The sequence below is a fragment of the Clostridium sp. AF02-29 genome (genome assembly GCF_934835585.1).
Classification (GTDB): domain Bacteria; phylum Bacillota; class Clostridia; order Lachnospirales; family Lachnospiraceae; genus Otoolea; species Otoolea fessa.
Genome location: NZ_CAKVZK010000020.1, coordinates 1 through 21,917, shown reverse-complemented (window position 1 = coordinate 21,917; position 21,917 = coordinate 1). Strand labels below are relative to the sequence as shown.

19 protein-coding genes are annotated in these 21,917 nt (G+C 48.5%); 18 read left to right on the top strand and 1 reads right to left on the bottom strand.

Features of this window, described 5'->3' with window-relative positions; translation table 11 throughout:
• The first annotated feature begins 348 nt into the window (after positions 1–348).
• From dctP to nadA, 14 genes are all read left to right on the top strand, one after another.
• Positions 349–1,437 (top strand): TRAP transporter substrate-binding protein DctP, encoded by a 1,089-nt coding sequence (dctP, locus tag PUQ60_RS06665; protein WP_022359834.1) that lies wholly within the window; start codon positions 349–351, stop codon positions 1,435–1,437.
• A gap of 397 nt (positions 1,438–1,834) precedes the next feature.
• A complete protein-coding gene (locus tag PUQ60_RS06660) occupies positions 1,835–2,335 on the top strand; it encodes a TRAP transporter small permease (protein WP_022359835.1) in 501 nt (166 codons plus the stop codon).
• The gene (locus tag PUQ60_RS06655; protein WP_273380949.1) at positions 2,335–3,645 is read left to right on the top strand and encodes a TRAP transporter large permease; all 1,311 of its coding nucleotides are present in this window, start codon (positions 2,335–2,337) and stop codon (positions 3,643–3,645) included. The genes PUQ60_RS06660 and PUQ60_RS06655 overlap by 1 nt, the downstream gene beginning before the upstream one ends.
• Before the next feature lie 197 nt (positions 3,646–3,842).
• Entirely contained in the window at positions 3,843–4,544 is a 702-nt protein-coding gene (locus tag PUQ60_RS06650; protein ID WP_022359837.1) for an MgtC/SapB family protein, read from the top strand.
• A 125-nt stretch (positions 4,545–4,669) separates the two neighbouring features.
• The gene (locus PUQ60_RS06645; RefSeq protein ID WP_273380944.1) at positions 4,670–6,109 is read left to right on the top strand and encodes an NAD(P)/FAD-dependent oxidoreductase; all 1,440 of its coding nucleotides are present in this window, start codon (positions 4,670–4,672) and stop codon (positions 6,107–6,109) included.
• A gap of 2 nt (positions 6,110–6,111) precedes the next feature.
• Positions 6,112–7,377, top strand: a complete 1,266-nt coding sequence (locus PUQ60_RS06640) for an FAD-dependent oxidoreductase (RefSeq protein WP_022359839.1) — start codon at positions 6,112–6,114, stop codon at positions 7,375–7,377.
• Positions 7,377–7,739, top strand: coding sequence for a DUF1667 domain-containing protein (locus tag PUQ60_RS06635; protein WP_022359840.1), 363 nt, complete (start codon positions 7,377–7,379; stop codon positions 7,737–7,739). Before PUQ60_RS06640 ends, PUQ60_RS06635 begins: the two co-directional genes overlap by 1 nt.
• Before the next feature lie 218 nt (positions 7,740–7,957).
• On the top strand, positions 7,958–8,770 hold the full coding sequence (locus PUQ60_RS06630) for an HAD-IIA family hydrolase (RefSeq protein ID WP_022359841.1): 813 nt from the start codon (positions 7,958–7,960) through the stop codon (positions 8,768–8,770).
• A 1-nt stretch (position 8,771) separates the two neighbouring features.
• Positions 8,772–9,332: a glycerol-3-phosphate responsive antiterminator gene (locus tag PUQ60_RS06625; RefSeq protein WP_022359842.1), complete on the top strand. Its 561-nt coding sequence runs from the start codon at positions 8,772–8,774 to the stop codon at positions 9,330–9,332.
• Positions 9,333–9,682: 350 nt separating this feature from the next.
• A complete protein-coding gene (gene pckA, locus PUQ60_RS06620; RefSeq protein ID WP_022359843.1) occupies positions 9,683–11,287 on the top strand; it encodes a phosphoenolpyruvate carboxykinase (ATP) in 1,605 nt (534 codons plus the stop codon).
• Between the two features lie 430 nt (positions 11,288–11,717).
• Positions 11,718–13,262 (top strand): hypothetical protein, encoded by a 1,545-nt coding sequence (locus PUQ60_RS06615; protein WP_022359844.1) that lies wholly within the window; start codon positions 11,718–11,720, stop codon positions 13,260–13,262.
• 107 nt (positions 13,263–13,369) lie between these two features.
• A complete protein-coding gene (locus PUQ60_RS06610) occupies positions 13,370–13,900 on the top strand; it encodes a hypothetical protein (RefSeq protein WP_273381533.1) in 531 nt (176 codons plus the stop codon).
• A 427-nt stretch (positions 13,901–14,327) separates the two neighbouring features.
• Positions 14,328–14,978: a hypothetical protein gene (locus PUQ60_RS06605; protein ID WP_273381240.1), complete on the top strand. Its 651-nt coding sequence runs from the start codon at positions 14,328–14,330 to the stop codon at positions 14,976–14,978.
• Between the two features lie 454 nt (positions 14,979–15,432).
• Positions 15,433–16,344 (top strand): quinolinate synthase NadA, encoded by a 912-nt coding sequence (nadA, locus tag PUQ60_RS06600; RefSeq protein WP_273381253.1) that lies wholly within the window; start codon positions 15,433–15,435, stop codon positions 16,342–16,344.
• A 123-nt stretch (positions 16,345–16,467) separates the two neighbouring features.
• Here nadA and PUQ60_RS06595 read toward each other — a convergent pair whose 3' ends face one another.
• Complete coding sequence (locus PUQ60_RS06595) at positions 16,468–16,974, bottom strand: flavin reductase (protein ID WP_273381243.1); 507 nt, start codon at positions 16,972–16,974, stop codon at positions 16,468–16,470.
• A 431-nt stretch (positions 16,975–17,405) separates the two neighbouring features.
• On the opposite strand from PUQ60_RS06595, the gene PUQ60_RS06590 reads away from it, so the two are divergent.
• The 4 genes from PUQ60_RS06590 to PUQ60_RS06575 all read left to right on the top strand — a co-directional run bounded on the left by PUQ60_RS06590 (position 17,406) and on the right by PUQ60_RS06575 (position 21,346).
• Positions 17,406–17,681 (top strand): transcriptional repressor, encoded by a 276-nt coding sequence (locus PUQ60_RS06590; protein ID WP_118651120.1) that lies wholly within the window; start codon positions 17,406–17,408, stop codon positions 17,679–17,681.
• Between the two features lie 176 nt (positions 17,682–17,857).
• A complete protein-coding gene (locus tag PUQ60_RS06585; protein WP_118651118.1) occupies positions 17,858–18,172 on the top strand; it encodes a DUF6110 family protein in 315 nt (104 codons plus the stop codon).
• Positions 18,173–18,277: 105 nt separating this feature from the next.
• Complete coding sequence (locus PUQ60_RS06580; protein ID WP_273381248.1) at positions 18,278–20,377, top strand: heavy metal translocating P-type ATPase; 2,100 nt, start codon at positions 18,278–18,280, stop codon at positions 20,375–20,377.
• Between the two features lie 201 nt (positions 20,378–20,578).
• Entirely contained in the window at positions 20,579–21,346 is a 768-nt protein-coding gene (locus PUQ60_RS06575; protein WP_273381251.1) for a prolipoprotein diacylglyceryl transferase, read from the top strand.
• The last annotated feature ends 571 nt before the right edge of the window (positions 21,347–21,917 follow it).

The following is a 21,917-nucleotide window of genomic DNA, read 5'->3' as shown; positions in this document are numbered from 1 at the left end:
AACCGGATCTGTTAAATCTATAATATTGATAAAAAATAAACAAGATTGTTACAAAAATATCACATAAAAATCGACTAAAATCGAGAAAAAATTATATAATTTCGACAAAATAGCTTGCCTAATCGTAAAATAAGTGTTAGAATTAGGTAAAAGATGAATAAAGAACCAAAAGCAGAGACGAAGAGATGCGCCATGGTTAGAAACAGCTGGAAAAGACTGTTTTTTAAAAATGGTGCTATTTTTTTGCCTAAATGCTGAAATGGTAATTTATTTAGAAAGTAGTAGAAACTGTTGATGAACCGGTCAGAAAGATGACTGGGGGAGGTTAAGAAAAAGGAGAGAAAACGTATGAGAAAAGTATTATCAGTAGTACTGGCAGCGACGATGGCGATGAGCCTGGCGGCCTGCGGCGGCAGCGGCGCAAAGACTGACACAAAGACTGACACAAAGGCAGCAGACGCAGGAACGGCAGCAGGTGACGAGGCATCTGCAGATGATTACTACATCACCATCAAGTTTTCCAACGTATTTCAGCCGGCAGAGTGGAACTACAAAGCCAGCGAATATCTGGCAGACCTGGTAAAAGAGAAGACCGATGGTCATATCACTCTGGAGTATTACGGACAGAACCAGCTTGACTGCTACGCGGAGTCTGTAGCACAGGCACACAACGGCGCTGTCTGGATGGGTCTGGAGGAGCCGTCCTACTTTGCTGATTACATCGGCGATTACAACGTATTAGTTGGACCAATGCTTTACAAGAACAATGCAGAGTACAATGCAGTGATGGATTCTGATATTGTAAAAGATCTGAATGAAAAACTGGCAAGCGAGCACAACATCCACGTTCTGGATACCCATTTTTCGTTCGGATTCAGAAGCGTATGTACGAACAAGGTAGTTGAGAAACCGGCTGACTTAAATGGTCTGATCATGCGTTCGACCGAGTCTCCGTTGTTTGTTAAGACGATTACCTGTCTGGGTGCTACCCCGTCTGCAATGAGCTTTACGGAGTGCTTATCTGCTATGTCCAGTGGTGTTGTTGATGGTTTCGAAGGTTCCATCTCCACCCTGAAGGATACAGGTGCTTATGAGTACACCAAGAAAGTTGCAAACACGAACCACTTCATCGCAACCCGTTGGTTATTCATGGCTGAGGATGTATATCAGTCCATCCCGGAAAAATGGAGAAACATCCTGGATGAGTGCTGTGTAGAAGCTGGTAAGTGGGAGCAGGAAAATGCTGAGAACGACGAAGCTTCCATGATCGAGTTCCTGAAAGACAAAGGCGTTGAGTGGAACGATGTAGATATTGACGCATTCACAGAGGCTTGTGCACCGGTTTATGACTGGATCGTAGACGAGTACGGCGCAGATCCGGAACTTCATCAGAAACTGGTTGATTTCCTGAATGACTACCGTGCAAAGAACGAATAATGTAGATTGTTCCGAACAAATACAGTATTTTAAAGCAATTATGAAATGGTAAAACGTAACGGTTATCAGAACCGCTGCGGAGAAGAAAGTATATCTGCCCGGGCTGTCAGAACAAAGAAGATTGTCTGAGGTCCGGGCAGAATTCCGACAAACGTATAGTGCCGGAAATATGAAACTGCTGGTAACTGTTCAGTAGGTCTGCGCATTTACTGCGCTGACCGTACGAAAACATGGGCCAGCAGGCAAAAATCCCATTGCCGTAGGCAATTTTTAATGGATTTTTGCGCGTGACTGTGAAGGTACTGAACAGTTACAACTGCTGGAAAGATGGCTGTATGACAGAACAGTCGTCGGTTATGCAAAACTGACTGCCATTATGAATGCATGAGGATATACTATGGAAAAGAAAAAAATCACACTGGGGTCGGTGCTGGTAAACCTGGATGCAATTATTACCTGCGTGACACTGACACTCTGTACAATCGTTGTAAACGCAAACGTCCTTATGCGCTATTTCCTGAAAAGACCGTTGTATTGGTCGGAAGAGGTCGCTACGGGGCTCTTCGTCTGGACCGTCTTTATTGGAAGCGCATATGCGTACCGTAAGCACGCACATCTGGGCGTAGACATCCTGATCAACATTCTTCCGGAGAAGATAAGAAAAGTTGTTAAGGTTATTATGGATCTTCTGGAGCTTGCTACTCTGATTATGCTGACCAGAACAAGCGTCCAGTATGTGATGAACACGATGGATAAGCTGACGAATACGCTGCGTGTTCCGAGCTGGTATATTTCCGGCGCGGTTCCGATCGGATTTGGGCTTTCACTGATTTTCTGTATTTACTTTTTGGTTAAGGATATTATCAAGGTATTTAAAGGGAAAGGGGGAAATAACTGATGGGACTCGAATTAATTGAACTCGTTCCGATTTTTATGGTATTTATTCTCTATTTCCTGGGAATGCCGATTGTATATGCGCTGTTTGGTTCAACCTTCTTTTATTTTACATTTATTGATACAACCAGTAAAAACTGGCTGATCTTACAGAAGGTTATGACCTCTACACAGTCGTTCTCGATGTTAGCGATTCCATTTTTCGTTATGGCTGGTTCCGTCATGAACTACGGCGGCATCAGTGACAAGATGATGGATTTCGCGGAAGTGCTGACCGGTCATATGAAAGGCGGTCTGGCACAGGTAAACGTAGTACTTAGTATGCTGATGGGCGGATGTTCCGGTTCGGCCAACGCAGATTGTGCGATGCAGTCCAAGATGCTGGTTCCGGAGATGGAGAAGAGAGGTTACTCCAAGGCGTTCTCCGCAGCGATCACAGCGGCTTCATCGGCTGCTACACCGGTTATTCCGCCGGGAGTAAACCTGATCGTTTTTACCCTGATTGCACAGATTTCCCTGGGTCGTACGTTTGCGGCTGGTTATATTCCGGGTATCCTGATGGCAATCTCGATGATGATCGTTGTTTCGATTATTGCGCATAAGAGAAACTACCCGACCACCCGTGAAAAATTCCCGGCTCTGAAAGAGATCGTGAAACAGGGTATTACCTCTTTCTGGGGGTTGTTTTTCCCATTTGGTATCATTCTGGGAATGCGTTTTGGTATGTTTACTCCGTCTGAGGGCGGTGCGGTAGCCGTTCTTTACTGTATTATTATCGGACGTTTCGTTTACAAGAAACTGTCCCTGAGAGAGCATCTGGTTCCGATCCTGCTCGACAGTATCGCCGGTACTTCCAGCGTTGTCCTGATCATGGTTGCAGCGAATGTATTCGGTTACTACATGACCTGGATCAACCTGCCGAGAGTCGTGGCAACTGCTATGTTAAGCCTGACAACCAACAAGTGGCTGTTCCTTATGGCATGCAACGTAATCCTTCTGATTATGGGTATGTTCCTGGAAGGCGGTGCGGCTCTGATGATCATCACGCCTCTGCTGCTTCCGGTTGCAAGACAGCTTGGAATCAACGATTACCACTTTGGACTGGTAGCGATCGTAAACATCATGATCGGCGGTATCACACCTCCGTTCGGTTCGATGATGTTCACGACCTGCGGTATCACGGGATGCCCGATCAGTGAGTTCCTGAAGGAAGTATGGCCATTTATCGTGTCACTGATGATTGTCCTTCTGCTTCTGACTTTCTGTCCGTTCTTAATTACATGCGTACCGGATCTTCTGTACGGCGCAGCATAGAAACAGATTGACAAAACGTTAATAAATTGGATATAATAAAGCCTGTGAGATTAAGAGCAGAAAGGCAAACGTAGAAATACGGGTGCTTTCTGCTCTTTTTTGTTTCATAAAAGATACCGATATCGGTCATGGAAGAGTCTTGTGGAGCAAAAAAAGGCTGTGTTTTAGAAGTTTTACGGGCTGGCAGGGGGAGAAAAATGGCAGTTTGGAAATGGATTGTGGAGACGGCGGCGACCTGGACAGCGGTCGGCATCTGGATTCGTCTGCTGTTTTCACTGGCGGTGGGAATGTTCATTGGAATTGACCGTGGTCTGAAACGGCGCGGTGCGGGTATCAAGACGCATGTGCTGGTCTGCCTGGGTTCAGCGATTGTCATGCTGACGAGTGAATATATGTTCCGGACATTTCCGTCCGCGAAAGCGGACATGGCGCGGATGGGCGCACAGGTTATCAGCGGCATCGGATTTTTAGGAGTCGGCACGATCATGGTAACCGGGCGCAATCAGGTGCGTGGACTGACCACGGCGGCATGCCTATGGGTGTGTGCCTGTGAAGGGCTGGCAGCCGGTATCGGATTTGTGGACGGCGCGTTTTATGGTCTGATTCTGATTGCAGTTACCTTGAAGCTCCTGACACGCGTGGATACAATGATTCACGAGCATGCGAAGGTGTTTGATTTCTATCTGGAATTTACCAGCAGCCGGTGTGTTGGGGCGTTCATGGATACCATGCGTTCCAAGGATGTGAAAATCGTGTCTTTTGATATTGCCAAGAATAAGTTAAAGGGCGAGGGTCCGTCCGCGACGATGTCGGTCGAGGTGCAGGACAAGTCGCTCCGGAAAACGCTTCTGGGCGACATTCAGGCGATGGAGGAGATCCGGTTTGCAGAGGAGCTGTAGCAGCTAAAGGGTTCAGATGGGCTTACGCACGAAATGCAGCAGAAATAGGATGAATTGTCTAAACAAACAGGATAGTTGAAACGAGAACAAGAAAACATTTAGTATAAATAATGGAGGATCACAGTATGAACGGAAATACATACGACGTAGTGATTATCGGAGGCGGCGTCATCGGCAGCAGCATCGCCAGAGCACTTTCGAAATATGAGTGCCGCACCGTGCTTCTGGAAAAAGAAGAGGATGTCTGCTCCGGCACATCGAAGGCAAACAGTGCTATCGTCCATGCGGGCTATGACGCAAAGACAGGTTCTTTAAAAGCAAAGCTCAATGTAAAAGGCAACGCCATGATGGGAGATTTATCCAAAGAACTCGATTTTGATTTCAAGCGGAATTCCTCCCTGGTACTCTGCTTCGCAGAGGAGGACCGCCCGGCGCTGCAGGCACTCTATGAGAGAGGCGTGGCAAACGGTGTGCCGGATATTTCCATTCTGACCGGCGATGAGGTCCGCAAGATGGAGCCGAACGTCAGCGGGGAGGTTGTGGCAGCGCTCTATGCACCGACCGGCGGCATCGTATGTCCATTTGGTCTGACGATCGCGCTGGCAGAGAATGCCTGTGATAACGGCGTTGAATTCGTATTCAACACAAAAGCAGAAAAAGTTGAAAAAACGACAGAAGGATACCGTGTGATAACCAACAACGGTGTCTTCGAGACAAAATATGTCGTGAACGCAGCCGGCGTGTATTCTGACGAGATTCACAACATGGTTTCGGAAAAGAAGCTTCACATTGTGCCGCGCCGCGGCGAGTACTGCCTGCTCGATAAAGAGGCTGGCAACCACGTATCAGCGACCGTCTTCCAGCTTCCGGGCAAGTATGGCAAGGGAATCCTCGTCAGCCCGACGATTCACGGAAATCTCTTAGTCGGACCGACCGCGGTGGATCAGGAAGATAAAGACGGAACCTACACGACCGCCGAGGGACTGGCAGAGGCATGTGAGAAGGCAACCAAGAGTGTCAACAACATTCCGTTCCGTCAGGTCATCACTTCCTTCTCCGGCCTGCGTGCTCATGAGGACGGCGATGATTTCATCATCGGTGAGGCGGAGGACGCACCGGGCTTCTTTGATGCAGCCGGAATCGAGTCTCCGGGACTTTCCTGCGCACCGGCGATCGGTGAATATCTGGCTGGGATGATCGAGGAAAAAGCTGGATTTGGCAAGAATCCGAATTTCAATCCGGTCCGCAAGGGCATCGTGAAAGCAGCACGTTTAAATACGGAAGAACGCGCAGAACTGATCCGCAAGAACCCGGCATACGGCGCAATCGTCTGCCGTTGCGAGACAATCAGCGAGGGGGAGATCGTGGATGCGATCACCCGTACACTCGGCGCACGCTCGATGGATGGCATCAAACGGCGCGTCCGTCAGGGTATGGGACGGTGTCAGGCAGGCTTCTGCACTCCGAGGGCGATGGAAATTCTCTCCCGTGAGACGGGAATCCCGATCACAGAGATCTGCAAAAACCGCAAAGGTTCCGAAATGATAAAAGGTGAGGAGGCATAACCATGATTCAGCATGACATTGTAATTATCGGCGGCGGTCCGGCTGGACTGGCAGCGGCAGCAGCGGCAAAGAAAAGCGGCGCAGAGGATATTCTGATTCTGGAGCGCGACAGCGTGCTGGGCGGTATCTTAAATCAGTGTATCCACAATGGTTTTGGTCTTCATACCTTTAAAGAAGAGCTGACCGGACCGGAGTATGCGGCACGTTATGAGGAAGAAGTGAAAAAGCTGGAAATTCCGTACCGCTTAAACAGCATGGTACTGGATATCAATAAAGACAAAGAGATCACAGTCGTAAGCCGCAGCGAGGGACTGGAGCTCATCAAGGCAAAAGCGATTATCCTGGCGATGGGATGCCGCGAACGTCCGAGAGGCGCCCTGAACATTCCGGGGTATCGTCCGGCAGGTATCTACACTGCTGGTACGGCACAGCGTCTCATGAACATCGAGGGTCATATGGTCGGTAAAGAGGTTGTCATTCTCGGTTCCGGCGATATCGGACTGATCATGGCGAGACGTATGACACTGGAGGGCGCAAAGGTTAAGGTCGTAGCGGAGCTGATGCCGTATTCGGGCGGTCTGAAGAGAAATATCGTACAGTGCTTAAATGACTTTGATATTCCGTTGAAGTTAAGCCATACGGTTGTGAATATCGAGGGAAAAGAGCGTGTGAAAGGCATCACGCTGGCACAGGTCGGACCGGACCGCAAACCGATTCCGGGTACCGAAGAGCACTATGACTGTGATACGCTTCTGTTATCCTGTGGCCTGATTCCGGAGAATGAGTTGACGAGAAATATGGGCGTGGCGATGAACCCGGTTACCTCCGGCCCAATGGTCAATGACCGTCTGGAAACAGGCATCGAGGGTGTATTTGCCTGCGGCAACGTGCTTCATGTACATGATCTGGTTGACTATGTATCCGAGGAGGCAGCGCTGGCAGGACAGAACGCAGCGAAATATGTGAAATCCGGCGAGACGAAGAAAGGTCACAGCGTGACACTCAAGGCAGAAAATGGCGTCCGCTACACGGTACCGCAGTCGATCGATACCGAGGCGATGGCAGACAAGCTGACCGTTCGTTTCCGTGTGGCAGATGTTTATAAAAACCGCAGCATTTCCGTTTATTTTGACGGAGAGCGTGTGAGCAGCCGCAAAAAACGCGTGCTGGCACCGGGTGAGATGGAGCAGGTGATCCTGACGAAGGAAAGTCTGGAGAAATATCCGGATCTGAAAGAAATAACCATTTGCACGGAGGTGGATGAGTGATGGAAGTAAGAGAACTGACCTGTATCGGATGTCCGCTGGGCTGTCAGCTCACTGTGACGATGGGAAATGACGAGATCAAGGTAGAAGGAAATACATGCCCGCGCGGCGAGGCGTATGCAAAGAAAGAGGTAACCAATCCGACGAGAATCGTTACCTCAACGGTACGCGTCGAGGGCGGCACGATCGAAAGAGCAGCGGTCAAGACGGCTTCGGATATCCCGAAGGGCAAAATCTTTGATTGCATGAAGGAGATCCGCGCCGTGAAGGTGGCAGCTCCGGTGCATATCGGGGATGTGATTATCGCAGACTGCGCTGGAACCGGGGTTGCGGTTGTGGCGAGCAAGAATGTAGGGCGGGCGTAAAAAACGTAAAAGTGACGCCGCCAGCCTGTCGCAGAATATAAAGATGAGAGATGGGAGGTTGTACAGACTCATAGAAGAGATTTGTACGGCTTCCCATTTTTGAAATTAAGATTTATGAAAAACGTGCTTGCATATTTGTGCAGGATTGGATAAAGTTGTTTTGGAAAAAAATTTAGTGTTTACATATTTACAGAGATAAAAATTACAAGGAGAGAGGCATGGAAAAACGTGAAATTTTAAAGGAGACAGAACTGTTTGTCCTCGATATGGACGGGACGTTTTATCTGGATACGGATGTGCTCGACGGGGCGTTGGATTTCCTGGAGGAAGTGAAGAAAGCAGGGAAGAGATATGTATTTTTTACGAATAATTCGTCGAAATCTCCGAAAACATATATTGACAAACTGGCAAAAATGGGGTGTTATATTAAAAGGAATCAGATCATTACATCCGGGGATGTGATGATTCAGTATCTGAAAGAGTATTATCCTGAAAAGAAAGTCTATCTGGTGGGAACGCCGGATCTGGAGGAGAATTTCCGTGAAAATGGCATTCTTCTGACAAGGGAGATGCCGGATGTGGTCGTGATTGGCTTTGATATGACATTGACCTATGAGAAGCTGGAGCGCGCCTGCACGTATATCCGCAACGGCGCTGTGTTCCTGGCAACGCATCTGGATATCAACTGCCCGACGAAGGATGGTTTTATCCCGGACTGCGGCGCAATGTGCGCGGCAATCTCCTTATCGACCGGAAAGGAGCCGAAGTATGTCGGAAAACCATTCAAGGAGACCGTGGATATGGTTCTGGAGATGACCGGGGCAAAGCGCGAGGCAATGTCGTTTGTCGGTGACCGGATCTACACGGATGTGAAAACCGGTGTGGTAAATGGGGCACACGGAATCCTGGTGCTGACCGGCGAGACGAAGCTGGAGGATGTACCGAAGGCGGATGTCGTGCCGGATGCGATTTTCACAGGGCTGAAAGAGATGGGAGAAATACTCAAGACTATGAGAGAAGAGGAAGCATAGAATGACAATGCTTGAATTACTGGAGGAATCTCCGATAATCGCAGCGGTTAAGAGCTGGGAAGGGCTGGAAAAAAGTCTTAAATCTGAATGTAAGGTAGTATTTGTGCTGTTTGGCACGATCTGTGATATTGATCAGATTGTAGCGCGCATCAAGGACGCCGGGAAGGTGGCGATCGTCCACGTGGATATGATCCAGGGACTGAGCACCAAGAGGGTGGCGGTCGATTTTATCGCCCACAATACGCGGGCGGACGGTATTATCAGCACAAAAAATACACTGGTGGAACACGCGAAGGAGATGGGACTTTATGCGATCCAGAGAACCTTTGTTGTGGATTCGATCGCACTCGATACGTTGAAAAAACAGATCGAAATGTTCCGACCGGATGCAGTCGAGATCATGCCGGGGGTGATGCCGAAGATTCTTAAGATCATGCGCGAGTACACCGATATTCCGCTGATCGCCGGGGGACTGCTGTCTGACAAAAAAGATGTGATGGCGGCCTTTGAGGCGGGGGCGGATGCCATTTCAGCGACGAATGAAGCGGTGTGGTACGTGTGATTTTAAAACTTAAACGATTTAGACGCTGTGAGTGACAGATATATTTGAAACAACGGAATTGATAAAAAAATATCAATCATTTCGCGATTTCGCTTGATTTTTTACCATGAATGCATTAGAATGATGAAGTAATCTCTTTTGGTAAAAATAGATAAAGAGAAGAAAAGGCGAACTTTCGCATTGTACAAAATATAAGAACCGTGAAAAGGTAAAGCGGTTGCAAACTATACACATGTACAGTGGGGGACACTGAAATCCCCGGTTCGGTGAGAAATGTCAGACAAAAAAGACTGCTGGCATCGGATTTCACACAGACGGGAGCCGCCGGATAACAGGAAAGGGGTATTAAGATGGCTAAGATCGATTTAAGCAAGTACGGAATCACAGGAACAACGGAGATTGTTTACAACCCTTCTTATGAGATGCTGTTTGAAGAAGAAACCAAACCGGAGCTGGAGGGCTATGAAAAAGGTCAGGTCAGCGAGCTTGGTGCAGTAAACGTTATGACAGGTATTTATACCGGACGTTCCCCGAAAGACAAATTCATCGTTATGGATGAGAACTCTAAGGACACAGTATGGTGGACTTCAGATGAGTACAAGAACGACAACCATGTAGCATCCAAAGAGACCTGGAACGCAGTAAAGGATATCGCTTTAAATGAGCTCTCCAACAAGAGACTGTTTGTAGTAGATGCTTTCTGTGGAGCAAATAAAGACACCCGTATGGCGATCCGTTTTATTGTGGAGGTTGCTTGGCAGGCTCATTTCGTAAAGAATATGTTCATCGTTCCGACCGACGAAGAACTGGCTGATTTCGAACCGGACTTCGTAGTATACAACGCTTCCAAGGCTAAAGTTGAGAACTACAAAGAGCTTGGATTAAACTCTGAGACAGCTGTTGTCTTCAATATCACAAGCCGCGAGCAGGTTATCATCAACACCTGGTACGGTGGAGAGATGAAGAAAGGTATGTTCTCCATGATGAACTACTACCTTCCGTTAAAGGGCATCGCTGCTATGCACTGCTCCGCTAACACCGACTTAAATGGCGAGAACACAGCTATCTTCTTCGGACTTTCCGGAACCGGCAAGACTACCCTTTCTACCGACCCGAAACGTCTTCTCATCGGTGATGACGAGCACGGCTGGGATGACAACGGTGTATTCAACTTCGAGGGCGGCTGCTATGCGAAGGTTATCAACCTGGATAAAGAGTCTGAGCCGGATATCTACAACGCTATCAGACGTGATGCACTGCTTGAGAACGTTACCCTGGATGAGAACGGCAAGATCGATTTCGCTGATAAGAGCGTAACCGAGAACACCCGTGTATCCTACCCGATCGATCATATTCAGAATATTGTACGTCCGGTATCCTCTGCACCGGCAGCTAAGAACGTTATCTTCCTGTCTGCAGACGCATTCGGAGTACTTCCGCCGGTATCTATCCTGACACCGGAGCAGACACAGTACTACTTCTTATCCGGATTTACAGCAAAACTGGCTGGTACCGAGCGCGGCATTACCGAGCCGACCCCGACCTTCTCCGCTTGCTTCGGACAGGCTTTCCTGGAGCTGCATCCGACCAAATACGCAGAAGAGCTGGTTAAGAGAATGGAGAAGAGCGGAGCAAAAGCTTACCTCGTAAATACAGGCTGGAACGGAACCGGCAAACGTATCTCCATCAAAGATACCCGTGGTATCATCGACGCTATCTTAAACGGTGACATCCAGAAGGCTCCGACCAAGAAAATCCCGTACTTCAACTTCGAAGTACCGACCGAGCTTCCGGGCGTAGATCCGGCTATCCTGGATACCCGCGATACCTATGCAAACGAGGCTGAGTGGGAAGAGAAAGCAAAAGATCTGGCAAGCCGTTTCATCAAGAACTTCGCTAAATACGAAGGAAACGAAGCTGGCAAGGCTCTGGTAAAGGCTGGTCCGCAGTTATAATGCCAGAAATAAATGGTAAATAAATCCAAGAGGTAAACCTGGTTAGATAGAAAACCTCCAGTTTGTTTGGATGAGAAATGTGATTCTCATTCGAATGGACTGGAGGTTTTTTGTTTCATAGGAAATTACGTCCTATGAAACAAAAAACGCTCCGCGAGGATGCGCACTCGCGCGAAGCAGAAACATGTCGCAAGCGACCGCGCTCGGCGCGAGAATGTGCCAGGGCACATTCTTTTTCACTGCTGTAAAACACATGTTTGGATTTGAGTATTTCGTGAAGCTGATGGTTATGCTATAATAGAAGCACTTAGTGAGTTTTTAACTGGATTTTCATGTGTACGCTCGGAATCTTTCTGTGCTTGATTTTGTGAGATGATTTTTTACCAGTGGTGCTCAAATTTTAAATTCATAGAGAAGGGAGGATCCTGCCATGCAGAAAACAGTTTCCAGGCGCGCGTACATTGCCATTGATTTAAAATCGTTCTACGCATCGGTCGAGTGCATCGAGCGAGGTCTGGATCCGTTGACGACGAATCTGGTCGTGGCGAATCCATCGCGGACGGAGAAAACGATCTGTCTGGCGGTATCGCCGCCGCTGAAATCCTATGGTGTGCCGGGGCGTCCCAGGTTATTTGAGGTGATTCAGCGGATTAGGGAAGTCAATGAGGAACGCCGCAGACGGGCGCCGGGACGCCAGTTCCGGGATAAATCGTGGAGAAATGAAGAATTAAAGGCGGATCCGTCGCTGGCGGTCAGCTATCTGGTTGCGCCGCCGAGAATGGCGCACTATATGAAATGGAGCACGCAGATCTATCAGATTTATCTCCGGTATGTGGCACCGGAGGACATCCATGTGTATTCGATTGACGAGGTATTCATGGATGTTACGGAATATCTGGGAATTTACAAGGTTTCGCCGCGCGAGCTGGCAAAGCGCATCATCCGCACGGTGTTAGAGGAAACGGGCATCACGGCGACGGCGGGGATCGGGACGAATCTGTATCTGTGCAAGGTGGCGATGGATATTGTGGCGAAGCACGTGGAAGCGGACAAGGACGGCGTGCGGATTGCCGAGCTGGATGAGCAAAGCTATCGGGAACTTTTGTGGACGCATGAGCCGCTGACCGATTTCTGGCGGGTTGGACCAGGATACCAGAAGAAACTCTGGCAGGCGGGACTTCGGACGATGGGCGATATTGCGCGTTGTTCACTGGGAAAATCGGGCGAGTTTTACAGCGAGGAACTGCTGCACCAGATGTTCGGCGTCAATGCTGAGCTTCTGATTGACCATGCGTGGGGCTACGAGCCGTGCACGATCGCACAGATACGGGCATACAAGCCGCAGAGCAGCAGCCTGGGCTGCGGGCAGGTGCTTCCCTGTCCGTACACGGCGGATAAGGCGCGGATCGTGGTACAGGAGATGATTGACGGGATCTCGCTGGAGCTGGTGGAAAAACGGCTGGTGACCGATCAGCTCGTTCTAACGGTCGGATATGACATCGAAAACCTGACCCGCCCGGAGATACGGAAAGTATACAAGGGACCGGTGACAACCGATCGCTACGGGCGGCGTGTGCCGAAGCATGCACATGGAACGTGGAATCTGCCGCGTGCGACTTCGTCCTCGAGCGAGCTTCTGGAGGCGATGGCGGCTCTGTATGATAAGATTGTCAACCCGGCGCTTCTCATCCGCCGGATGTCGCTCTCGGCATGTCATGTGGTAAATGAGAAAATGGCGAAAGAGCGTGAACAGAAGGAAACATTTGAACAGCTTGATTTGTTTACCGATTACGCAAAAAAGGAAGCAAAAGAGAAGGAAGAACAGAAAAAACGCGAGCGGGAGCGCCGGATGCAGGAAGCGCTTCTGACAATCAAGAAAAAATACGGAAAAAACGCGGTGCTGCGCGGGATGAACTTTGAGGAAGGCGCGACCGCCAAGGAGCGCAACGGGCAGATCGGGGGACATCAGGCGTAGATGGAAGATGCGCCTGCTGAGCTGTATGCCTGAGAAAAGAACCATTGGGTGATATTTGACAAAAAAGAAATTGCGGTGGAAAAGGAAAAATGGGAGATCCATATAGAGTGAATGAATTTGAAAACTTAAAAGGTGGACGAAGCAAAACCCCAAAAGGGCAGGAAAGTGACGCCCAGCGCCGCTATGGCGATATCCTCGGTCATTCTTACCCATTTCCCTTGCGCCATGCACGGATGCCGGTGGAAGACCGGGCGGCGCAGTTTGCCTCGTTTGCAGCACTGAATGGCTATGAGGAGGCGGTAGAGGAGGAAGCGCGTCTGACCGAGCGGGAGATCGATCTGGATGACAGCGTGCGTGAGATGATCAATCAGACGCTTGTGGAAGCGGAGGAGCAGCTGATGCGTGGCGAGACGGTTTGGCTTTCTGTGACCTGGTTCCAACCGGACGTGCACAAGGATGGCGGCGCTTACCGGACGGCAGCAGGACGATTGAAGAAAATCGACTATTACCGGCAGGTTTTGTGGTTGGCGGAAATAAAGAGTGGAAATCAGCCTGGACTTGAAAATATAGGCGGGGAGATCGCGGTAAATTTTCCACAGATCTGCCGTGTGGAGCTGATAGAAGAGGAAGTGGAGTGAAATGTTACATGGCAGCACAGTTGCTGAAGCTTTGCATGGACCTCCTGACCGGCAAAGAAAAATATCGTTACTGTTTACGGGTAGGCACTTTTGGAACCGAAAGTGCCGTAAGAAAACGTGGTGGCAGCAGGAATTTGCCGTATTTAAATGCGAAGCCACGGCAAATTCCGTTACTGGGCACGTATGCGTGAACAGTAATAAAATATCAGAAATCCGTAAGAAAAAAGCACTTTTACTTTTGAATGAAATAGGGTAGACTGTTAGAACAGAGAAAACCAGATAGAAGAGATGAATACAGAGTATAAGGAAAAATATTTCACTGGTTTTAGAAACTAAAAAGTGCCTGGGAAGTTTTGAAAAATTTCAGAGAAGTCCCTGGGAACAGACAGGGAGCAGGCATAAGAACAGTCGGAAGGAGATTCAAATTATGAAAAAAAATTCGTTATATATTGCAGGAATTTGTGCAGCACTGTCGGTAGGTGCGCTTGGGTGCGCTTCCAGTGCAAAAGCGGGCGATGAGGAGACAAAGCCGGTTGTCGAAGATACGGAGGCAGCTGGGGAGTCCACTGCAGCGGAAACTATTTGTGTTTATGGTCCGGTTTCGGAGGTTACCAGCGATTCCGTCACGATCGACAATCAGTCGGGAATCAGCAGTGCCGGCGAGATGGTGATCACATTTTCACCGGAAACGCCGATTTTTGACGCAGAGACAGGCAATCCGGTCGATATGACCGAGGCGGAGACAGGAACAGTTGTATATGCCTACATCGGGGATGCGATGGCGATGAGCGAGCCGCCAATCACGAACGGACAGCTCTTCTTCGTCCATGTAACCGATGTGAGCGCCGTGCCGGTTTACACGGAAATCGAGTCGGTGAAAAAGAGTGCCGAGAATGATGATACCGTCTGTGTGAAAGCAAAGGATGGCGTGACCTATACGGTCAGCGCTGAGACACGTATTCTGCCGTATTTAACCCGGAACATCGTGACCGCAGACGATCTGGAAGCGGGAAAAAAATGTGCGATCTGGGCGGACGCGGAAGGAAAGGTATCGAGACTGGTGCTGTTTCAGCAATAAGGGCGGATGTGCATAAAGCGATAAAATTATAAATATATCATGTAGATCGGACGGTTTGAACAGCGAAAAACCGTCCGATTTTTGGTTTGACTTTTTGTTGCACAGTAAAATACATTTGTGAAACAAAAAAATGCATAAATGCATATTAGATGCTCTGGTTGAAGCGCCGGAAAAGCAGACGTTCAGTCTGTATGTAGATGAATTGCTATATGACAAGACAGATGTAATAAAAAGTGTCAAAATTTCATTGACACAGCTTTTCTCTTAGAGGTATAATCACAGAAGTTTACCGTGTGGAAGCTATATGGACAGAGAAATATGGCGTGGCAAAGATGTCGGATACATTGTAAAGAAGAAAATGAACCGCAGCTGTCGGAAAAATGGTATGGTTTCTGTCAATCGATGGGGATTCGGAAGCGTGAACAGAGCGGTGAAAAAAGGAGAGGGAAAAGAGATGGATCAGGAGATAAAGCAGCGGATCGAGACATTAAAAAAAGAGAGGGATGCCGTGATTCTGGCACATTATTACGTAGATGGAGAAGTGCAGGAGATTGCCGATTATGTGGGCGATTCGTATTATCTGGCGGAGCTGGCGACGACGGTGCCGCAGAAGACGATCATTTTCTGTGGCGTGTCATTTATGGGCGAGAGTGCGAAGATTTTAAGCCCGGAGAAGACGGTTATCATGGCAGACCGGAGCGCGGACTGTCCGATGGCTCACATGGTTGAGGTGGAGAAGATCCGCGAAGTACGCAAAGAGTATCCGGATGTAGCCGTTGTCTGTTATGTGAACTCGATGGCGGAGATCAAGGCAGAATCGGATGTCTGTGTTACGTCATCGAATGCACTCAAAATCGTGAAAAAACTGCCGAACAAGGATATTTTCTTTATTCCGGATGAGAATCTGGGACGTTTTATCGCAAAAAAGGTGCCGGAGAAACATTTTATTTTCAATGACGGTTTCTGCCATGTACATAAGAGTATTCATGCGGAAGATGTAAAGAAAGCAAAAGAGCTGCATCCGGAGGCAGTTGTGCTGGCGCATCCGGAGTGTACCGGCGATGTGCTGGAGCTGGCAGATTTTGTCGGAAGTACCTCCCAGATTATTGATTATGCGACGAATTCGGATGAGAAAGTCTTCCTGATCTGCACCGAGATGGGCGTGTTCTATGAACTGCTGCAGAAGAACCCGGAGAAGAAGTTTTTCTCCGTAGGTCACCGTCAGTTTTGCCCGAATATGAAGAAGATTCATCTGGACAGCGTACTGCGGGCGCTGGAAAATCCGGAGGAGGAAGTGGAGATGGATGAGGCGATGCGGCAGAGGGCGGTTGGTCCGCTGGCGCGGATGCTGGAATTGGCAAAATAAAGGAATAAATAAAGATACAATATAAACAAATAGACCCAAAAGGATCATTCAAAGGATTCCCACAGAAAATGCTGCAAATCAGCGTTTCCTGTGGGATTTAAATTTTAAATGGAGCGGCTCTGCTTATTCAGCCACAACCGCTTTCACAATCTCCGCAATATACATATCATGATAGTCCTTTTCCGGATAGAACTTGCTGTCAGCGTCCTTATCGATAAAATCTGCCGGATTCATGGATGTGCGGTACATTTTGCGGCAGATGAGGATGGTGTCAGCTTCTTCAAATGCCGGTACGCCGTCGATGAAGACCGGGGTCAGGCCGGCTTCCTTGATTTTGTCGTGGTCACGGCCAGATACGGAGCCGCAGAGTTTGAGGGCATCGCGGTATCCGTCTTTTAAAAAGCTGACGGAGAAGAGTTCTTCTTTGTCTACAAATTCTTTGGTGTAGCGCTGGGGACGGATATAGCAGGTAACAGCCGGTTTGCCCCAGAATACGCCTGCGCCGCCCCAGCTGGCAGTCATGGTGTTGAATTTATCCTCGGTGCCGGCGGTTAAAAGCATCCAGTCGGAACCGATGCGGGTAAACGGGTTAAAATTTAATTCTTCTGGCTTTATTTCTTTGAAGCTCATCGAAAAATCCTTCCTTTCCTGTCTGAATTGATCATTCTGTGAGTACCTTACCATTATCAGAGAAGAAAATCAAATATATTTTCGAAAATTCATTGACAGATGAGAAAAAAAGAGGTAGTCTTTAAATTAAGGTTAGAGATATCTAACTTGAGTTGTGGCATTCTAACCTGAGTTTGTTCATGCTAATTATGTTTTGTTTTTGATGAAACACGATATGATATGAGCACTTAGTGCGAGTCGTATCTAAGGACTTAATGAGGCTGAGCCAGAGGCAAAAGCGGAATTTAGTACTTGCAAAAAGAGTGGCAAGCAGAGTATGCTATATATTTTAAACGAACAGTTAGTCTGCGCTAATAAAAAGCCGGGTTGTGGACGGAAACGGCAGATGTGCGGCAAAATAATTTAGAAGATATGGAAAGAGAGATGATACGATGCAGCAGAGAGAGCAGATTATCGGCGAACTGAAGAGACGGGGGAAACGGATGACCGATCAGAGAAAGATCATGTTGGATGTGATCCTGGAGGGAAGATGGAGCAGTTGTAAGGAGATCTACTACGAGGCATCCAAGCGCGACCCGGGGATCGGCAAGGCAACGGTGTACCGGATGATTGCAGTGCTGGAAGAAATCGGCGTTTTAAACCGTTGCCGCCAGTATTCTCTGCGGAATGAGGATGAGCTGTCAAGTATAACTTCGGATGCTAGCTGATAAAAAATCTCAATAAGCAAAGTTAGGTTTGACTATCATGGGGGTAAGCTGTTACCATCTACTTGTACCTCAGAAATGAGTCATTAAACGCAGCAATATTCGCATTTGAAATGGAATAAATAGTTTTCAAAAATCATATGTGAATATAATTAGATAATATCAGAGGAGGAGTAATCATGATGGACATTTTCAAATTAAAAAAATTAGGTTTATTTGCAGGCGGCGTTTTGTTCGGAACAGCAGGTGTTAAGATTCTTGGCAGCGAGGATGCAAAGAAATTTTACGTAAACTGCGTAGCAGCCGGACTTCGTGCACGTGATTGTGTGATGACCACCGCTACCAATATTCAGGAGAACGCTGAGGACATCCTGGCTGAGGCAAAGCAGATCAACGAGGCTCGCGGCTATGAGAGCTTTGGTGAGGATGAGGATTTCAACGAGGCTGCTGAGGCAACCGAGGCCGCACCGGAGGCTGAGAAGGCAGAGCAGTAATAGCAACTCCAAGAATACATGAATCTAAATAACAGGGGGGCTGCCGCAAGATAGCATGGGATGCTGTCTCGCGGCAGCTCTTCTATAACCGGAGGAAGATGAATCATGAAATTCATTATAAAGCATGAAATCAAAGGAAGAATCCGTATCAGCCTTGCCCGGAAATTCCATACCGTGCGCGAAGCGGACGTTCTGGAACAGTATCTGCTTGGTCTGGACGGCGTGACGGCGGCCAAGGTGTATGAGCGGACAGCAGATGCGGTTATCTATTATAAGGAGGATCGGGAGGCGGTACTCGTACAGGTAGCGGCGTTTGATGGTCAGATTACCGAAAAACAGGAGATGGCAGTTAAAAGCAGCGGACGCGCCCTGAATCAGGAGTACAAAGAAAAGCTGATTCAGAAGGTATTGACCCGTTTTGCGACGAAGACATTTCTCCCGGCGCCGGTCCGTGCGGTATACACGTCCGTGCAGGCGATCCGTTATATCGTGAAAGGTATCCACTGCCTCGTATTTAAGCGCAAGCTGCATGTGGAGGTGCTGGATGCGACGGCGATCAGTGTTTCCCTTCTGCGCCGCGATTTCAATACGGCTGGCTCCGTTATGTTCCTGCTCGGCGTCGGTGAGCTTCTGGAGGAGTGGACCCATAAGAAATCCGTTGGTGATCTGGCGCGGAGCATGTCCTTGAATGTGGAAAAGGTCTGGAAGAAAGTGGACGGGACCGAAGTTCTTGTACCGCTTTCGGATGTTACCGCGGGCGACGAGCTGACCGTCCATATGGGTACAGTGATTCCGCTGGATGGTGTCGTAGTGAGCGGCGAGGCGATGATCAATCAGGCTTCGATGACCGGCGAATCCCAGCCGGTCAGAAAAGAGCCGGGCAGCTATGTTTACGCAGGAACCGCGCTGGAAGAGGGCGAGATTACCTTCAAGGTAGAAAAATCCGCCGGCTCTACCCGTTATGAGCGTATCGTACAGATGATCGAGGATTCGGAGAAGCTCAAATCATCCGTTGAAGGCAAGGCGTCGAACCTGGCAGATGCACTCGTTCCGTGGAGTCTGGGCGGTACCGCGCTTACCTATTTGTTGACCCGCAATGCGACGAAAGCACTGTCGATTCTGATGGTTGATTTCTCCTGTGCACTGAAACTGGCAATGCCGCTTGCAGTCCTGTCTGCGATGCGTGAGGCAAGCCAGCATCACATTACGGTCAAGGGCGGCAAGTTCCTGGAGGCAGTTGCCGAGGCAGAGACGATCGTATTTGACAAGACCGGAACCCTGACCAAGGCAAAACCGGTTGTATCCGATGTGGTATCTTTCAACGGCATGGAGAAGGAAGAACTGCTTCGTATCGCAGCCTGCCTGGAAGAGCATTTTCCGCACTCGATGGCAAATGCGGTCGTACAGGAAGCGAAAAAACGTCATCTGGTACATGATGAGATGCACTCGAGAGTGGATTACATCGTAGCGCACGGTATCGCTACCTATGTGGGCGAAGAACGCGTCGTGATTGGAAGCCACCATTTCGTATTTGAGGATGAGAAGTGCACACTGCCGGAGGATGGAAAAGAGAAGTTTGAGAACCTTCCGGAAAATTGTTCCCATCTTTACATGGCAATCGGCGGGCAGCTTGCAGCCGTTATCTGCATCGAGGATCCGCTGCGTGAGGAAGCGCCGTCTGTCATCCGCCAGTTAAAAGAGGCTGGATTTAAGCGCATTGTCATGATGACCGGCGACAGCGAGCGGACCGCAGCGGCGATCGCGAAGAGGGTCGGCGTGGATGATTATTTCTCTGAGGTACTTCCGGAGGATAAGGCACGCTTTGTTGAGGAGGAGAAGGCGAAAGGCCACAAAGTTATCATGATCGGTGACGGCATCAACGATTCACCGGCCCTGTCAGCGGCAGACGCGGGCATCGCAGTCAGCGAGGGCGCGGAGATTGCCAGAGAGATCGCGGATATCACGATCAAGAAAGATTCCCTGGATGAAGTCGTGCTTCTGCGTCATCTGAGCATGGATCTGATGAAACGTGTCCATGGAAACTACCGTTTCGTTATCAGCTTCAACCTAGGTCTGATTCTCTTAGGCGTGGCTGGTATCATCACACCGTCGATGTCGGCGCTGCTGCACAACAGCTCGACACTGGCGATCAGCTTAAAGAGCATGACGAACCTGCTGCCGGAGGAAGAGCGGGAAGAGGCGTAAGGAGTCTGGATACGGGCTTGATTAGCTTGATTGTATCCTCAATTATAAAATAAGTACAGTGAAGCAGATGTAGAATGGGAAGAAAAAAGCCTGTTTTACATCTGTTTTTCTGCTATCTATTAACATTTGTTTTTTTATATAAATAATGCTATAATCGAAAAGCATCAGGGAACGTAAACTAAATAGGAGGATAAACCTTTCATGAAAAATGACTTATTCACAATCGGCAGCATCACGATTCACGGCTACGGTCTGATGATCGGCATCGGCATTATCGCTGCGTATTACCTGGCAGAGTACCGGGCAAACAAGCGGGGGATGGATGTCGATATGATCCTCTCGATCGCGATCTGCGGTGTTGTATGTGGAATTTTAGGTGCAAAACTTCTGTACTATGTCACAATCTTTGATGAAATTCTGGCAAACCCGAAGAAATTGCTAGATATCAGCGATGGATTTGTTGTGTACGGCGGCATCATCGGCGGCGTGCTGGGCGGCTATGTGCTGAGCCGGATCAAGCATATTTCTTTTTTCCAGTATGCGGATCTGGTCATGCCGTCGGTTGCGCTCGCGCAGGGCTTTGGACGGATCGGCTGTTTCCTGGCTGGCTGCTGCTACGGTATGCCGACCCACAGCCATTTTGCGATCGTGTTCCACGATTCGGACTTTGCCCCGAATAACATTCCGCTGGTTCCGACCCAGCTTATCTCAAGCGGTCTGGATTTCATGCACTGCCTGTTGCTTCTCTATGCGGCAAAAAAGTGCAAAAAACAGGGGCAGGTGGTATCACTGTATCTGATCTGCTACAGTCTGGGACGCTTCGTGCTGGAATTTTTCCGCGGTGATTTGAACCGGGGAGCGGTCGGATCCCTCTCGACTTCACAGTTTATCTCGTTGTTTATCTTTGCGGCGGGCGTGGCGATGTTTGCGTTCTGCGGGAAGAGGACGGAAGTACCGTTAGAAAAGTAAAAATTTTACTGAGCAAAGGACAGAATCGCAGAGTATGTGGCAACACATAAATGTCAACCCAAATAAAAAATATTCTTGACATTTTACCAAAATCGCTGTATGATACTTCTGATATGGAAAATCTTAACATTTTAAGAGTCATCCATGCAAATATATCTGACCACCTGTGAAACAGGGAATGGCCATACGGACAGCCGGGTCAAATGCCGATTGGCAGTGCGAACTGCCCTATTGATTGAGTTAAAAGCTCAATTTTATAAGTTGGTTACTTTACAACCAGTGCTCATGCACATCAACTTGTAAAACGGTCAATAAGAGTGGTAAAAGTAGATATTTGCTATATAGACTCTGAATGTGAGATTTCTGTGGATAAAAAGGTTTGAAGCAATGTGCAGTATATGCGGTAAATAGGGACAAGGGAAGATTCCGCAGGTATACGGCAGATTTGTAAAAATAGAACGAAGCAGAAAAAGAACGTTTTGCGGATGATGTGGAGACACGTCATCCGCTTTTTTGTTTCATAGGAAATTACGTCCTATGAAACAAAAAACGCTCCGCGAGGATGCGCACT

Excerpts from the sequence above, each read along its gene's own strand:
- dctP (WP_022359834.1), top strand. The coding sequence starts at position 349 with ATGAGAAAAGTATTATCAGTAGTACTGGCAGCGACGATGGCGATGAGC.
- PUQ60_RS06660 (WP_022359835.1), top strand. The coding sequence starts at position 1,835 with ATGGAAAAGAAAAAAATCACACTGGGGTCGGTGCTGGTAAACCTGGAT.
- PUQ60_RS06655 (WP_273380949.1), top strand. The coding sequence starts at position 2,335 with ATGGGACTCGAATTAATTGAACTCGTTCCGATTTTTATGGTATTTATT.
- PUQ60_RS06650 (WP_022359837.1), top strand. The coding sequence starts at position 3,843 with ATGGCAGTTTGGAAATGGATTGTGGAGACGGCGGCGACCTGGACAGCG.
- PUQ60_RS06645 (WP_273380944.1), top strand. The coding sequence starts at position 4,670 with ATGAACGGAAATACATACGACGTAGTGATTATCGGAGGCGGCGTCATC.
- PUQ60_RS06640 (WP_022359839.1), top strand. The coding sequence starts at position 6,112 with ATGATTCAGCATGACATTGTAATTATCGGCGGCGGTCCGGCTGGACTG.
- PUQ60_RS06635 (WP_022359840.1), top strand. The coding sequence starts at position 7,377 with ATGGAAGTAAGAGAACTGACCTGTATCGGATGTCCGCTGGGCTGTCAG.
- PUQ60_RS06630 (WP_022359841.1), top strand. The coding sequence starts at position 7,958 with ATGGAAAAACGTGAAATTTTAAAGGAGACAGAACTGTTTGTCCTCGAT.
- PUQ60_RS06625 (WP_022359842.1), top strand. The coding sequence starts at position 8,772 with ATGACAATGCTTGAATTACTGGAGGAATCTCCGATAATCGCAGCGGTT.
- pckA (WP_022359843.1), top strand. The coding sequence starts at position 9,683 with ATGGCTAAGATCGATTTAAGCAAGTACGGAATCACAGGAACAACGGAG.
- PUQ60_RS06615 (WP_022359844.1), top strand. The coding sequence starts at position 11,718 with ATGCAGAAAACAGTTTCCAGGCGCGCGTACATTGCCATTGATTTAAAA.
- PUQ60_RS06605 (WP_273381240.1), top strand. The coding sequence starts at position 14,328 with ATGAAAAAAAATTCGTTATATATTGCAGGAATTTGTGCAGCACTGTCG.
- nadA (WP_273381253.1), top strand. The coding sequence starts at position 15,433 with ATGGATCAGGAGATAAAGCAGCGGATCGAGACATTAAAAAAAGAGAGG.
- PUQ60_RS06595 (WP_273381243.1), bottom strand. The coding sequence starts at position 16,974 with ATGAGCTTCAAAGAAATAAAGCCAGAAGAATTAAATTTTAACCCGTTT.
- PUQ60_RS06590 (WP_118651120.1), top strand. The coding sequence starts at position 17,406 with ATGCAGCAGAGAGAGCAGATTATCGGCGAACTGAAGAGACGGGGGAAA.
- PUQ60_RS06585 (WP_118651118.1), top strand. The coding sequence starts at position 17,858 with ATGATGGACATTTTCAAATTAAAAAAATTAGGTTTATTTGCAGGCGGC.
- PUQ60_RS06580 (WP_273381248.1), top strand. The coding sequence starts at position 18,278 with ATGAAATTCATTATAAAGCATGAAATCAAAGGAAGAATCCGTATCAGC.
- PUQ60_RS06575 (WP_273381251.1), top strand. The coding sequence starts at position 20,579 with ATGAAAAATGACTTATTCACAATCGGCAGCATCACGATTCACGGCTAC.